The sequence below is a fragment of the Actinosynnema sp. NPDC023794 genome, from assembly GCF_040639675.1.
Lineage (GTDB): Bacteria > Actinomycetota > Actinomycetes > Mycobacteriales > Pseudonocardiaceae > Actinosynnema > Actinosynnema luteola.
The window spans coordinates 167,525-182,274 of the sequence record NZ_JBFAFR010000013.1 but is presented as its reverse complement, the minus strand read 5'-3'; the positions used below and the strand labels follow the sequence as shown (position 1 = coordinate 182,274).

At 74.3% G+C, this 14,750-nt stretch carries 11 protein-coding genes; 8 read left to right on the top strand and 3 right to left on the bottom strand.

Features of this window, described 5'->3' with window-relative positions; all coding sequences use genetic code 11:
• Window positions 1-31: 31 nt before the first annotated feature.
• Complete coding sequence (locus tag AB0H12_RS25560; protein ID WP_499625931.1) at window positions 32-1,390, bottom strand: cellulase family glycosylhydrolase; 1,359 nt, start codon at window positions 1,388-1,390, stop codon at window positions 32-34.
• A 243-nt stretch (window positions 1,391-1,633) separates the two neighbouring features.
• On the opposite strand from AB0H12_RS25560, the gene AB0H12_RS25555 reads away from it, so the two are divergent.
• Entirely contained in the window at window positions 1,634-2,800 is a 1,167-nt protein-coding gene (locus tag AB0H12_RS25555; protein WP_499625929.1) for an ROK family transcriptional regulator, read from the top strand.
• Window positions 2,801-2,960: 160 nt separating this feature from the next.
• Here AB0H12_RS25555 and AB0H12_RS25550 read toward each other — a convergent pair whose 3' ends face one another.
• Window positions 2,961-3,722: an AfsR/SARP family transcriptional regulator gene (locus AB0H12_RS25550; protein WP_499625926.1), complete on the bottom strand. Its 762-nt coding sequence runs from the start codon at window positions 3,720-3,722 to the stop codon at window positions 2,961-2,963.
• Window positions 3,723-4,079: 357 nt separating this feature from the next.
• Here AB0H12_RS25550 and AB0H12_RS25545 point away from each other — a divergent pair, with 357 nt between their 5' ends.
• From AB0H12_RS25545 to AB0H12_RS25515, 7 genes are all read left to right on the top strand, one after another.
• Complete coding sequence (locus AB0H12_RS25545) at window positions 4,080-4,256, top strand: thiazolylpeptide-type bacteriocin (RefSeq protein WP_230568276.1); 177 nt, start codon at window positions 4,080-4,082, stop codon at window positions 4,254-4,256.
• Window positions 4,257-4,319: 63 nt separating this feature from the next.
• Complete coding sequence (locus tag AB0H12_RS25540; RefSeq protein ID WP_499625924.1) at window positions 4,320-6,734, top strand: lantibiotic dehydratase; 2,415 nt, start codon at window positions 4,320-4,322, stop codon at window positions 6,732-6,734.
• On the top strand, window positions 6,731-7,807 hold the full coding sequence (locus tag AB0H12_RS25535; protein ID WP_499625922.1) for a lantibiotic dehydratase C-terminal domain-containing protein: 1,077 nt from the start codon (window positions 6,731-6,733) through the stop codon (window positions 7,805-7,807). The genes AB0H12_RS25540 and AB0H12_RS25535 overlap by 4 nt, the downstream gene beginning before the upstream one ends.
• Window positions 7,804-9,387, top strand: a complete 1,584-nt coding sequence (locus AB0H12_RS25530; protein WP_499625920.1) for a hypothetical protein — start codon at window positions 7,804-7,806, stop codon at window positions 9,385-9,387. The genes AB0H12_RS25535 and AB0H12_RS25530 overlap by 4 nt, the downstream gene beginning before the upstream one ends.
• On the top strand, window positions 9,384-11,054 hold the full coding sequence (locus tag AB0H12_RS25525) for a TOMM precursor leader peptide-binding protein (protein WP_499625918.1): 1,671 nt from the start codon (window positions 9,384-9,386) through the stop codon (window positions 11,052-11,054). Before AB0H12_RS25530 ends, AB0H12_RS25525 begins: the two co-directional genes overlap by 4 nt.
• Window positions 11,051-12,145, top strand: coding sequence for a nitroreductase family protein (locus AB0H12_RS25520; protein WP_499625916.1), 1,095 nt, complete (start codon window positions 11,051-11,053; stop codon window positions 12,143-12,145). Before AB0H12_RS25525 ends, AB0H12_RS25520 begins: the two co-directional genes overlap by 4 nt.
• The gene (locus tag AB0H12_RS25515) at window positions 12,145-13,680 is read left to right on the top strand and encodes a thiopeptide-type bacteriocin biosynthesis protein (RefSeq protein ID WP_499625914.1); all 1,536 of its coding nucleotides are present in this window, start codon (window positions 12,145-12,147) and stop codon (window positions 13,678-13,680) included. The genes AB0H12_RS25520 and AB0H12_RS25515 overlap by 1 nt, the downstream gene beginning before the upstream one ends.
• Here AB0H12_RS25515 and AB0H12_RS25510 read toward each other — a convergent pair.
• Complete coding sequence (locus tag AB0H12_RS25510) at window positions 13,650-14,669, bottom strand: ATP-grasp domain-containing protein (RefSeq protein ID WP_499625911.1); 1,020 nt, start codon at window positions 14,667-14,669, stop codon at window positions 13,650-13,652. The genes AB0H12_RS25515 and AB0H12_RS25510 overlap by 31 nt on opposite strands.
• Window positions 14,670-14,750: the final 81 nt, after the last annotated feature.

Below are 14,750 nucleotides of genomic sequence, written 5' to 3'. Positions count from 1 at the left end.
GGCACGTCCGCGCACCCGGTAGGTCGAAGGGTCAGCTCGCGGTGCAGGACGCCGTCGGCGCGCTGTTCGCGCTGCCCGACGAGGCCGTGAACCCGAACGAGGCGCTCGCGCCCGCGCCGAGGTTGCCGTTGTAGCTCGCGTCGCGGGCCGTCACGGTCGACCCGCTGCTGGTGACCGAGGCGTTCCAGGCGTTGGTGACCCTCTGCCCGTCGGCGAACGTCCAGGTGACGGTCCAGCCCTTGATGGCCGACGTGCCCGCCGTGACCCGGACCTCGCCTTGGAAGCCGCCCGGCCACTGGTTGGCGACCCGGTAGGTCGCGGTGCAGGCGAGTCCGCCACCGGGCGTGGTGGTGGTGGTGGTCGTAGTGGTGGTGGTGGTCGTGGTGGTGGTGGTGGTGGTGCTCGTCGGCGGGGTGCCGCCGAAGATCGACGCTTCCTTGGCCGTGGCCTTGATTCCGTCGGCCCCGTTGAAGATGCGCTGACCCCAGGTGGTGAGCCGGGCCGGGTCGAAGTCGGTGGCCATGTCCAGGATCGGGTCGGAGTTGCCGCTCCAGGACCAGGCCAGGTAGCCGAGCCCTCGCCGCTGCGACTCGCTCAGGATCGTCTCGTGGTCGACCTCACCGCTCTTGAACTGCCAGCCGAACTCGCCGATGACCAGCGGCCACCCGTTGGCCTGGAAGCGGTTGAGGTAGTCGGTGATGCCGGAGGCGGTGTTGAACACCGAGTACATGTGGATGGACAGCACGGTGTTGCGCGCGCTGTCGGCGTCGAGGACCTTCTGGGCGTTGTCCCGCATCACGTACTGCCAGTCCTGGCCCCAGTTCGGCCCGTCGACCATCAGCAGGTGCTGGAAGCCGTTGGCGCGCAGCTCCTTGATCGCGTCGGCGGTCGCGTCGGTCCACTGCGCGGCGTCGACGTTGCCGATCGGCTCGTTGCCGATGTTGATGACGACGTAGTCCTCCTGGCCGACCAGGGCGTTCTTCTGGCTGATCCAGTAGTCCGCCGCCTCGTCCAGCGACGCCGCCGCGGCTTCCTCGCCGTACCCGGTGGTGTCGTGCACCTCCAGCACGCAGATCATCCGGTTGCGCTTGCACAGGTCGATCACGGCGGGCACGTCCGTGGACGGGCCCCACCGCTTGCCCGTGCCCAGCACGACCCGGACCGTGTTGGCGCCCAACGCCTTCACGTCGGCGAACGAGTTCGTCCGACCGGTGAACCAGACGTGCGGGTGGTTGACGCCGCGCATCACGAACGGCTGCCCGTTGGCCTCGACGATCTTCGTGCCGCTGATGTGCAGGCCGACCGCGGCCTGGGCCTGCGGCAGCACCGTCAGCCCGAAGCCCGCGCCGACGAGCAACGCGGCTGCGATCATGGCGATTCTGCTTCTCATGGCTCCTCGACACCTCATTGAGTCGACGTTCCCGCGCTCCGGCGGGCTGGGAGCGCTCCCAGAGAATCTCTCGCTCAGTGACGTCCGACTGGCACGTCATTAGTTTCTGAGCGGAACTTATGGGACCAAGCTACGGTCAACGCTGTCAGGACGTCAAGATCCGACCAGCGCAACATCGCGCTGGGTAATCGTCCGATGGGTCGACGACTGGGAGCGATCCCAGAACGCCGCTATGGTCGAGCGGTGATCTCCGACGCCGCCACCCGCCTCGCCACGTCCTCCTGGCCGAAGCTGCCCGAGGTGACGCGCGACGTCCTGCTGGAGGTGTTGATCCACGGGCCGCTGTCGCGGGCCGAGATCGCCGCGCGCCTGCGCCTGTCCCGACCGACCCTCACCCGGGTGACCAGGTCGTTGGTGGCGCAGGGACTGCTCGTCGAGGGCGACACGAGACCGCGCGCCTCGGCCGGCCGCCCGTCGGAGATGCTGCACGTGCGCGGCGCGGCCCACCGGTTCCTCGGCGTGAAGCTGACCGCCGAACGGCTCTTCACCGCGGTCACCGACCTGACCGCCACCACCGTCGCGACGGCCGAGGAGCCGTTGCGCTCCCGCGACCCGGACGAGGTGGTCGCGCAGATCGCCGCCGTGGCGCGCCGGTTCCCGGGCATCACCGGCATCGGCGTGACGCTGGGCGGGATCGTGCTCGACGGCCTGGTGGCCCGCGACGAGTTCCTGCGCTGGACCGACGTCCCGCTCAAGGCGGCGGTGTCCACCGCGACCCGCGTGCCCACCGCGGTGGACAACGACGTGCAGGCGCTCACCGCGGCCCAGCACTGGTTCGGCCCCGGCGCGGGGCTGCGGTCGCTGGCGGTGATCACCGTCGGCGCGGGCGTCGGCACCGGGCTGATCGTGGACGGCAGGCTCGTCGCCGGGTCGCACGGCCTGCCGCCCCACTTCAGCCACACCCTGGTCGGCGCCAACGGGCCGCAGTGCGGCTGCGGCCGGCGCGGCTGCATCTCCAGCTACCTGATGACGCACGTCGTGCTGCGGCGGCTGACCGGCCACCCGAGCTACGACGAGGCCCTCGACCGGGTCCGCGCCGGCGACCCGCAGGCCCGGCAGGTGTTCGACGAGGCCGGCTACGCGCTGGGCGTGCTCATCGGCACCGTCGCCAACGTCATCGACCCGCAGAAGGTGCTGCTCACCGGCGACGGCCTGCCGCTGTACGAGGTGTCGTCCCCGCTGGTGCACGACGGGATCGAGGACACCTACGAGGACGACCCGGACCTGATCGAGCTGGACGTGCGGCCGTTCGACTTCACCGAGTGGGCCCGGTCCGGCGCCGCGCTCGCGATCAAGGAGACGATCACCGGCGCCATCACCGAGAGGCCCGGGAACACCCGGCGGCGCTAGTGCCGTGGCCGGCAGCCCTTGCCCCGTGTTCCGACGGTCGGACGGGTGGATCGCGGTGCCGGGCCCGCGTCCTCATCCTGGTCGGCTGTGGGCGTGGGCCGGTGCCGCGAGGCGCCCTGCCGAGCGCCGGAAGACGCGGCGCAGGTTGCCGGTCACGGCGCTAAGCGTTGCTCAGCAACCCCTCGAACACCGCACGCGCCTCACGGCCGGGCCGGATGCCCAGGTCCGCGTCGAGCACCCGGCACAGCCGGCGGTAGGTGTCGATCGCGCCCACGCGGTCGCCCAGGTGGGCCAACGCCCGCATCAGCAGCACCTGCAACGACTCCCGGGTCGGGTGGGCGGACGCGTGCGGCACCAGGAGGTCGACCGCCTCCTCCCACGCGCCGAGCGCGACCTTGGCGGTCGCCAGGTGTTCCACGGCGGCGATCCGGCGTTCCCGCCACAACGCCGTCACCGCCGTGGCCGGACCGGAGGGCACCAGCCCGGCCAGGCCGTCGACCGGCCACCCCGACAGCGCGGCGGTCAGCGAGGTGACGGCGCCGTGCGGATCGCCCCGCCGCAGGCAGTCCACGCCGCAGCGGAGCAGCCCGCCCGCGTTGAGCACGTCCACCGCCTCGGGTGGCACGTCCAGCCGGTAGCCGTGGCCGACGTGGACCAGCAGGCGCGAGAAGCCCGCGTTCGCGGCGTCCAGGCAGCGGCGCAGCCGTGAGGCGTACAGCTGGAGGTTCTTGAGCGCGCTGCGCGGCGGCTCCCATTCCCACAAGTAGTCCATCAGGCGTTCGGTGGACACGGCCGAACCCGCGTCCAACGCCAACGCGGCCAACAACGTCCGCGACTTCACCCCTCCGGGCACGACCCCGGTCTTCTCCGGCCCGCTCACGGCGGGCCCGGCTAACAGCCTGATGTCGATCTCCTGCTGCACACGCGACGTCGAACAGGTCGACACCCCGGATCTCCCCACGTCCAACCCCTATCAGTCACCGCACACGGTAGGTCGTGGCGACGGGTGCGCGGCGGGGAGCCACCCGGCGGAACCCATCGACCACCGCGGCGCATACCGGACGTATACCGGCAGGTGAAAGCGTGCGGTCCGGCACCCGCACCGCGGAGAGGCACCCGATGACCCCGCAGGATCCCGATTCGGAGTACCGCAACGCCACGCGCGCGGTGCTCCGGTCGCCGCGACGGGGCCGGGGACGATCACGGGCGGGTCGACCGGCACCACCGACGCGGCGCGCCGACCGGCGCCACCGCACCTCCCCCAGAAAGGACGTGACCGATGGACCTGACCTTCGACGACTCGGAACTCGACCTCGGCGACCTGGCCGTCACCGCGATGCGCGACGCCGTCGCGCTGCCGGAGACCGGCGCCTCGGCGGCGGCGTGCTCGTGCAGCAGCACCTCGTGCTGCTGCTGTCAGCAGCCCCACCTGCCGACGGTGCCGACGCACAGCTGAGTCGAGCCGCGGCCGGGGGCGTCCGCACGCGGGCGCTCCCGGCCGCACCACGGGGAGCACCGGATGGCCAGTGACCGCACCACCACCGAACTCGCGCCGTACGCCTTGGTCCGGGTGGCCGCGCTGCCGCACCCCCGGCCGGTCGGCTCGGACTTCCGGGCGAACCTGGACGCGGTCGTCGCGGCCGAGGCCCGGATCGCCGCGCTGGCCCCGGACCTCGCCGACGCGCTGCACGACAGCGCTGACGGCCACTCCCCCGCGTTCCACCGCGCGGTCGTGCTGCCGTTGCGCCGCGACGTGCACAACGGCCGCGTCCCGCGCCCGGCGGCGTTGGGCACGTTGCCGGACCGGGTGCCGCTGTTGGCGCAGTGGCTGGCCGCCCACGAGGAGCTCGCACGGGCGGTGGACGCGGTGCTGGCCACGTGGCCGCACGACCTGGCCGCGTCACGCGAGTGGCTCGCGGAGGTGTGCGCGACCGACGCGCTGCGCCGTGCGAGCGCGCTGACCGGCCCGGACCTGTTGCACGGCCTGGACCGCACCGCGCGGGGCCGGGGCGAGCCCGACCGCAAGGCGCGCAAGGCCGAGCCGACCGTGCTGCGGTACGCGTTGCGGGCGACGTCCAAGACCAGTCCCCTGTCCTGGTACACGCACGTCGGCTGGGGTGTGTGGGGCGAGGGGCGGTGGCCGGCGGCGGAGCCGGTGTCGCACCCGGCCGTGCACCGCCTGCTCGTGACGAGGTTGGTCGACGCGCTGGGACCGAGGCTGCCGCACCGGCTCGCGCCCGCCGTGCGGGAACGCGGCGGACGCCTGCTGTTCCGCCGGGACGTCCCCGTCGAGGGTGTCGGGCGTGCGGCGGTGGTCCGCGAGGAGGAAGTCGACGTCGCGGCGACCCGACCCCTGCGGTTCGTGGTCGAGGTCGTGCGGGAGGCGGGCCCGGAGGGGTTGCCGTTGGACCGGGTCGCGACGGCCTTGGCGGCGAAGCTGGCCGGGCCGGACGCGGACCGCAGGGCGCACGGGTTCGTGGCCAAGACCCTGGACCTCGGGCTGCTGGTGCCGGTCTCCCCGATCCACCCGCAGGACCCGGACGCGGTGGGCTCGCTGGCCTCCTGGCTGGCGCCGGCCGACGGCGACACCGCCGGCCGGCTGACCGAACTGGCCACGGCCACCGCCGCGTTCGCCGCCGCCGGACCCGCGGATCGCGCGGCCGTGCTCGCGGACCTCTCGGCCGGCTGGCGCGATCTCGGTGAACGGGTCGGCGCGGACCTGACCGGCGTGACGCCGGTGGTCGAGGACGTGGTGCTGCCCGAGCCGGTGCCCGTGCCGCCGGGCGCCGCGCCCGCGTTGACCCGCCTGACGCCGCTGCTGGTGGCGTTCGACCAGCACGTGCTGCTGCGGCGGCTGATCCGGAGCAGGTTCGTGGAGCGGTTCGGCGAGGGTGGTGTCGCGACCCTGGCCGACTGCTCGGGGCCGCTGTCGCAGGCGTGGCAGGAGTCCATGGACACCAACTCCTCGGCCGACCCCGACGTGCGCGCCGTCGTCGAGACCCGCGACAAGCTGGCCGGGCAGGTGCACGACGGCGTGGTCACCGACGACGTGCTGGCCTCGGCCGCCGACCTGCTGCCCGCGTGGGCGACCCGGCGCACGGGCTCGTACGGCTTCTTCGCCCAGCCGACCCACGACGGCCGGCTCGTGGTCAACCGCGTCTACGCCGGGTTCGGCAAGTTCACCAGCCGCTTCCTCGACCTGCTGCCCGGCGCGCGCGACGCGGTGACCCACCAAGTGCGCCGCCACACCACCAACCCCGTGCAGTTCCGGCCGGTGCAGGGCTTCAACGCCAACCTGCACCCGTTGCTCGGCGCGCGCGAGGTCGGCGAGGACGCCCGGTGGGCCGACCTGGTGGCGGACGAGCTGGACGTGCGGCACGACCCCGTGACCGACGAGGTGCGGCTGACGCACCGCGGCGTCCCGCTCGACGTGCTGTACCTGGGCTTCCTGATCCCGCTGGCGCTGCCGGACCGGCAGGTGGCGCTGTACTCCGACCTCGCCTGCGGGTGGGTCGACCTCGACGGGCTGCGCTCCACCACCACCGACGGCGGGGTGACCGCCCGGGGTCGCCTGACCTACGGCGACGTCGTGCTGGCGCGCCGTTCCTGGGACTTCGCCGTGCCGCCGGCGATCGGCGCGGAGGAACGGGCGGCGCTCGACGTGGCCCGGTTGCGGGCCGTGCACGGGCTGCCGGAGCACGTCTTCGTGGGACCGGACCGGGGCCCGGTCTCGGCTGACGCCTACCGGCACGCGCTCACGGCGGGCAAGCCGCAGTACGCCGACCTGGGCGACCCGCTGCACCTGCGCTGCCTGCCTCGCCTGCTGGCGCGGTTCCCGGACGGCGTGCGGCTGGCCGAGGCGCTGCCCGTGCCCGGCGCCGGTGGCGGCCGGGTGGTCGAACTGATCGCGGAAACGTACTGGAGGGCCTCGTGATCGACGTCGTCTGCTACTACCACGACCCGGTGAAGGCGCCGTTGCTCCGCGATGCCGTCCTGCCCGCGCTCGCCGAGGCGGAGCGCTCCGGCGCGACCGGGCACGTGGAGCGGCACTGGTTGCACGGGCCGCACGTGCGGGTGCGGCTGGACGGGCCCGACGAGGCCGCCGAAGCGGTCGCGTCACGCCTGCGCGCGCACCTGGCCGTCCATCCGTCCACTGTGGACGTGGACCATGCGGCGCTGCTCGCGCAGGCACGGCAGAACGGGATCGCCGAGCTCGTGCCGCCGCCGTACGAGCCGATCCCCCCGGACAACACCGTGGTCGTCGAGCCGACGGACCTCACGGCCCTGCGGCGGCTGCTGGTCTCCGACGTGCTGGTCGACCTGCGCACCCGGTGCCTGCGGCTCGGCGTGCCGGCGATCCGGGAGGCCGTGGCCGTGGACGGCACGAGCCAGTCGCGCGTGCGGCTGGCCGTGGTGGCGATGACGGCGCACGCGAGCCGGTTCCCGGCGGGCCTGGTCAACGGCTACCACTCGTTCCTGTCGCACCTGGAGAGCTTCCTGCTGCACAGCGATCCCGACGGCGTGCTGCGCGGCCGGTTCGACGGCGTGTGGGAGCGCAACGCCGAGCAGCTGGTGGAGACCGTGCGCGGGGTGGCCGGGGGCACGGTCGCGACACCGTGGGTGGCGTGGACGGACGGCGCGCGTGCGTTGGTCGAGGAGGTGTTCGACCGCGGCGACCTGCCCACCGCGTACTCGGCGCACCTCGGCGAGCGCGCCCTGGAGATGGGCGAGGACGAGGCGATCCGGCGCTGGCACCGCGACCACACCGACCGGATCAGCGACTACCACGACCGGTTGCGGGAGGTCGACTTCGACCACCCCGACTACCAGCGGCCGGTGACCGTCTACCGCTTCGGGACCAACATGCTCTACCAACTGCTGGCCGTGTGCGACGTGACGCCCGTCGAGCGCTACCTGGCGGCGAGCCTGGTCGTGCGGGCGGTGCAGCGGATCACCGGGATCGACTGGCCCGAGCACGTCGCGCAGATGACGAAGGTGGCCCGATGAGCGGGAACTTGCTGCGGCTGCGGCCGATCGTGCACGCGACGCCGACCGAGACCGGCCTGCACGTGCGGGGGTGGCGTTCCAGCTTCTCCCTCGACGGCGGCAAGGGCTTGTGGACGATCTGGGAGCGCCTGGCCGGCCCGCTGGCCGACGGCGTGCCGCCGGGGGCGTTGGCGGTGCCGGAGAACGCGCCGCCGGCCGTGGCACGTGCGTTGGAGCTGCTCATCGGGCAGCTGCACGAGCACGACATGCTCGTGGAGGTGCCTGCCCAGTGGGGTCGTGACGCGCCGCCCGAGGACATCGTGAGCTGGCTGGAATCCGTCGCGCCGGCGCCGGTCGAGGCGTGGCGACGGCTCCGGTCGGCGACGGTCGTGGTGACCGGTGAGGGCGCGTTGGCCGCTCACGCGCACCGGGCGCTGGTCGCCGCGGGGGTGGACGTCTCGCCCGTCCGGCCCGGCGCCGGTCTGCTCCTGGTCGCCGGCGCGCACGCCGTCGCCGCCGGGTGTGCGGCCGACGTCGGTTTCGTGGTCGCGCCGGGCGCGGTCGCGGACGTCGGGGCCGACGCGGAGGCGGTGGCGGCGCGGTTGGCCGGCGCGCCGGGGACGCCGCCGGAGGTGTTGGCCGCGCTGGTCGGGTCGGCCGCGGCGCACCGGCTCGTGTGCGCGTTGGGCGGGCTGCCCGACCCGTCCACCGAGGTGGTCGACATGTGGAGCGACGTGCCGCCGACCGGGCCGCCGCACCAGGCCGTCCTGGTCGCGCGGGTCGACCCGCTGCACGCGGAGTACCACCCGTGGCTCTCCGCGGTCCGGCCGCGGGAGCCGAGCGGCGCCCTGCTGGAGGTCCTGGGTGACCGGGAGCTGGGGCCGGTGCCCACCCCGTTGCCGGGTGAGCTGCCGCAGTTGCCGGTCAAGCTGGCCGCGTCCGGTGACGTGGTCGGTTTCGGCGCCACCGAGCACGCCGCCCGGCTCGACGCCCTGGTCCGCGCCGCGCGTGCGCTCGCACCGGACGGTGTGGCGCTCGGCGCGGATCGGGCGCACGCGCTCGGTTTGGCCTTGCGCACGGCCGTGCGGCCCCTGGTCGGCACACCGGTCGCCGAGGAGGAGTGGGCCACCGACCCGACCGCCCGGCGTTGGTGGAAGGCCGTGACGCTCCGGTTCGCCCTGCCCGCCGAGGTCGAGGTGACCAGGCTCGGCCCGCGCGTGGTCCGCGCGGTGGTGCGGGCGGGCGGTGAGGAGCTGTCCTGGGCGGTCGAGGCCGAGCCCGCGGACGCCGTCGCGTTCGCCGCGATGGCCGCCGCCGGGCGGGCGCAGGCGGGGGCCGCCGGGCGCACGCGAGCCGGAACCACCGCCACAACCGCCGAACCCGTCGTGCTCTGCGGCGCGGCACCGTTCGCCGAGCCCGACGGGGCCGCGGCGCCGTGGACGAACCGGGACTGGCACTGGCCGTACGGGCTGCGCGATGGCGAGGAGGCGTTCCAGGAGGACCTGCGAGCGCTCGCGGCGGACGTCAAGCCGGTGCACCTCGGACCCGTGCTGGAGGCGGCGGGTCTGGTGGCGTTCGCGGTGTCGGAGGCCGGGCGGTGACCGTGCGGGTGGTGGAGCTGGCCGACTACGCGATCGGTGACCTGGACGGCGTCGGCGCGGACGGTCCGGTGTTGCCGGTGCGGTTCGACGGCGCGTTGGTGCTGATCGGCCCGGTGTCGGACGGCGTGTGCGTGAGCTGCGCCGAGGACGCGCGACTGGCCACGCTCGGCGCGTCCGTGCCGCGTGGTGATCGGCGGATGAGGTTGGGCGGCTTGGCGTCGTCGGCGTTGCGGCCGTTGATCGCGGTGCTCGTCGAGCGCGTGCGGGCCGATCCGGACTCCCACCGCGACAAGGTGTTGGCGTTGCGGACCGATCTGGCGACCGTCGGCGAGCACCGGGTCCGGCCCCGGCCCGGTGGCTGCGCGACGTGCGGCCCGGTGCCCCACGATTCCGCGGGAACGGTGGTGCGCGAGCCGATCCCGGTCGCGCCCGGCACGTTGCGCGGGCACAACCCGCTCACCGAGGGCGACGCGCTGCGGCGCGAGCTGCTCGACCTCCGGCACGGTCCGGTCGGCGGGATGCACCGCATCGGCGACCTGACCGTGGCGGCGGTCAGCGCAGAGCTGGGCGGCGGGCAGGCCGGGTTCGGCCGCACCGCCGACTACGCCGAGGCCGAACGGGTCGCGCTGTACGAAGCGGTGGAGCGGCACGCGGGCCTGCGGCCCCGGCGCGTCACCACGGTCCTGGAGGCGTCGTTCGCCGAGCTGGGCGATCGCGCGCTCGACCCGACGCGGCTCGGCCTGCCCGACCACGAGTCGCCGCACGTCGTGCCGTACCACCCGGACGTGCGGACCCGGTGGGTGCACGGCTGGTCGTACACCCGCGGGCGGCCGGTCGCCGTGCCCGAGCACGTGGCCTACTGGGGTCACGGCGACGGCGCGCGGTTCGTGGACGAGACGTCCAACGGGTGCGGTACCGGCAACAGCCTCACCGAAGCGGTGCTGTACGGGTTGTTCGAGGTCGCCGAACGGGACGCTTTCCTGATGGCCTGGTACCAGCGGACGCCCTTGCGGAGCCTGCGCGTGCGCGACGACGTCACCGCGCACATCTCGGACCGGCTGGAGCAGCTGGGCTACCGGCTGGAGCTCTACGACGCCACCAACGACCTGGGTGTGCCGTCGGTGCTGTCGCTGGCGCGCTCCCCGCGGCAGCCGCACGCGTTCTTCGCCGCCGGGGCCGGGCTCGACCCGGGCGCGGCGATGCGGTCGGCGGCGGCCGAGGTGGCGATGGACGTGGAGGCGGGCGCGAAGCGCTACCGCGTCGAGCCCGATGACTACGACGTGGACCGGCTGCGGGGCCTGCTGCGCGAGCCGCGGCTGATCCGGACCATGGACGACCACGTCAACGTCAACGGCCTGACCGAGGCCGCCGAGCGGTACGACTTCCTGGCGCCCGGTCCGGAGGTGGAGCTGGAGGTGCCCGACGTGCCGCGGGACGACCTGGACGCGGTGCTGGAGCACTACGTGCGCAAGTGGGCGGCGTTGGACCTGGAGGTGATCGCGGTCGACCAGAGCGACCCGGTGGTGCGGGACCGGCTCGGCCTGCACTCGGCGAAGGTGATCGTGCCCGGCGCCGTGCCGATGACGTTCGGGGAGCTGAACCGGCGCACGCACGGCCTGCCGCGGCTGCGCCTCGCCGGCACCCCGCTACCCCACCCGTTCCCGTGAGCGCCGAGGCCCTGCTCGCCGCGTACACCCACGGGCCGGGGCGGGTGGTCGAGCCCGGGGCGTCGCCGCGCACGGCCGCCCCGGAAGGACCGCGCGTGCCGCTGACGGCGTTGCGGGGACGCTTCGGCGCGGCGTTGGCGCGGCTGCTGGCGGACGTGGCGACACCGCTGCGCTGGGAGCCGTGGAACCAGTACAACGACCACCGGGCGTACCCGTCGGCACGGGCCGCGGCCACCGTCGACCTGGTGGTGGACGGGCGGTGGACGCTCGACCCGGTGCGGCGGGTGTTGGTCGGCGGCGGGACGCCGGTGGTCGACGGGCCGGTGCGGGTCGAGTTGGTCCGCCGGCGCGACCGCCTCTCCCCCGGCTACCGCGACTTCGGCGACGTGCTGACGGAGTTGGAGGTGGGGCACGTCGCGGCGGCGTTGGTCGAGCACGCGGCACGGCTCGGCCTGATGGCGCGCGTCTCGGGGCTGACGGTCACCGTGACGTTCGACGGGGTGACACCCGAGCCGGCTCCCGTGCCGCTGCGCAGTTCGGGGGTGGGTCCGCGGGGTATCGCGGCCGATCCCCGGCCGTTGCCCGAAAGCGCGCTGCGGGCGGTCGTGGCGGTGCTCAACGACCCACCGGCCGGGTCGCCCGTGCGTGACGACCTGCGGCACCGGCTGGCCGTGCGCAACGTCGAGGGCGTCGCCGACGGCTGGTACGCCGTGGACGGCGGGCTGCGGCTGGTGTCGCCCGGACCGGCGGTGGCCGGGTTGCGCCCGGTGTTCGGGCACCCGCCCGGGACGATCCACGTCGCCTCGATGAACATCGCGCTGGTGACGACCGGCGACCCGGCCGCCGCCGTGGCGTCCGGCGGTCCGGACGGCTACCGGGCCCTGCTGCGCGCGGCCGGCGCGATGGCGCAGCACGTGGGCACGGCCGCGGCGTCCGCCGGCGCGTTCTGCCGGCCGGCGCGCAGCACCGACGACGGCCCGTTGGAGGCCATGGTGGGCGCGCCCGCGTCGCACGCGCTGCTCTACCTGCTGCTGGCCGGGCGCTCGCGTGGCACGGGCTTCACCTACGACCTCACCCCACTGGAGACGTGATGACGTGGACCAGCCTGCACGTGCGGCTGTCGTGGTCGGTCGAGGACGTCGACGCGTTCATCGCCGGCGTCCTCGCGCCGGAGCTGGACGGGCACCGCGCGGCGGGACGTGTCGCCGACTGGTTCTACGTGCGGTACTGGGAGGCCGGACCGCACCTGCGCGTGCGGGTGCGTGACGCGACCGTCGACCTGGCCGGTCGGTTGCGCTCGCTGGTCGCGGAGGCCGATCACCCGGTGCGGGTCTCCTCCCCCGGGTGGCTGCCGCACGGCGACGTGCGGGAGACGCCGTACGAGCCGGAGGTCGAGCGGTACGGCGGGCCGGAGGCGTTGCCCGTGGCCGAGGACGTGTTCTGCCGCAGCACCGAGGTGGCGGTCGCCGTGCTGCGGTCGTCGGGGGTGCGGTTCACCGCGGCCGTGGAGCTGGTGATGGCCACGACGATCGCGCTGCGGATGGACCGCCTGGAGGCGGCGGCGTGGCTGCGTTCCCTGGCGACGGGGTGGCGGCAGGCGCTCGAGCCCGTCGCACCGCCCGGCCTGCGCTCCCACGTCGCCGCGCGGACGCTGCACGAGGCGCGTGCGGCCCACCTCGCCGCCCGGTGGGACCGGCTCGAATCGGGCGCCACGGGTGTGGTGGCGTACTGGATGGACCAGGTGCGGGCGGCGGACCTGCCGCGTTACGCCTGGGCCTCGCAGCTGCACATGCTCTGCAACCGCCTCGGCGTCGACCCGGAGGAGGAGCGCACGGTCTGCCGGCTGGTGGCGATGACGGCCGAGGCGCCGGACGGGCCCACCCCGTTCCACGAGGACGGTGCGACCGCGCCGGACCGGCGTTACCTGGCGGCCAGCAAGTTCCACTGGGGCGTGCCGGACCAGGGTGGGCGCCAGGGCGAGGTCACGCCGCCGACCACGCCCCCGTGGTGGCCGGACGTGCCGCTGCCCGAGGTCGCGCCGGTGGCCGGCGGCCTGGCCGACGCGCTGCTGACCCGGCACACCGCACGCGGCGCCGAGCTGTCCGGCCCGCTCGACGCCGGGCAGCTGGCGACCCTGCTGTGGACCGCGCAAGGCGCTCTCCCGGACGGGCGCAGGCCGTACCCGAGCGCGGGCGCGCGGCACAGCGCCCGGCTGCGGGTGGTGGCGTGGCGGGTCGCCGGGCTGGCACCGGGCGTGTACGAGGTGGACGAGGTGCGGCGGACGCTGGTCCACGTCGCGTCCGCGCCGCCGGTGGACGACGTGCGTGCGATCTCCATGTACTTCGGCGACGGGGAGACCAAGGTGGACCCGGCCACGATGCCGGCGATGCTGGCGCTCTACACGCGGGTCGGCGCGTTGCGCGAGGTGTACGGCCTGCGGACGCTGCGGCTGGCGTTCACGGAGGCGGGGCACCTGGCGCAGAACCTCGCGCTGGTCGCCGCGTCGTCGGGACTGGCGCTGGGCGTGATCGGCGGTTTCTACGACGACATGGCGCACGACGTGCTGTGCCTGGACGGGGTGGACGACGCGCTGGTCTACCTGATGCCGCTGGCCTCCGTCGGCTGACCGGTGGTCCGGCTGATCGCGGCGGCGAGGACGCGGAGCAGCTCGTGCGGCAGCGACCGGCCCGCCGCCGTGAAGAGGTCGGGGTAGAGCGCGGGACCGGTGTTGACGTCGACGACGATCGGTTCGCCTTCGTGGCGGATGACGTCCAGGCCGAGCAGCGGCAGGCCGAAGGCCCGGTGCGCCCGCAGCGCCAGTGCGGCGTGCGTGGCGGGCACTTCCCGGTGTTCGACGGCACCGCCGCCGCGTTCCGCGTCGTAGACCTTCCAGGCGAAGTCGTTCCACCGCACGTGGCGGTCGGGGGTCTTCCGGAAGCCGTACACCACCTCCTGCTCCGCCACGGTGACGCCCAGCCAGTCCTCCGGGCTGTTGGGGTAGAAGCGCTCGAGCAGGTAGCTGCGGGCCGGTCCCGACGACGGCACGCCGCGGACCCGGCCCTCGGTGGTCTCGGAGTCGATGTAGCCGACGACGTCCCTGAGCGTGGTGAAGCTGTCGATGAACAGCACTCCCCAGCCGAAGCAGCCACGCCGCGGTTTGAGGACGGCGTGGCCCCACTCCTCGATCACGGGCGCCGCCGCGTCCAGGTTGCGTTGGCTGACCAGCAGGTTGTCCGGGACGGGGACCCCGGCGCGGGCGAGCGTCAGGTACGACCAGTGCTTGTCGAACGCGACGGCGACCCGCTCGGGGTCCGGCACGACCGCGGTGTCGCGCTTCACGGTGAGCAACGCGTCCAGGTCGTAGCTGCCGGGCTTGCGCGCGAAGTCGACGTACCAGAGGTACAGGTCCAGGTCGTTCAGGCACACGTCACCGCAGTGCACGCGGCCCCGGCGGGTGTAGGAGTCCCGGAAGTCCAGCCCGTGCACGAACTCCACACCGGGCAGCTCCGACAGCAGCCCCATCAGGGTCTCGTGGTCGTCGGGCGGGATGACCCCGCCGTTGCCGGGCCCGCCGTCGGCCGGGCGCGCAGGCAGGAACGTCCCCACCCGGACCATGGCGCCACCTCCGGCAGTGGGATGGCACCCCGGCCGCCGGTCATGCGCACCCGGCCGCGATATCACCCGAAAGACTCGCGA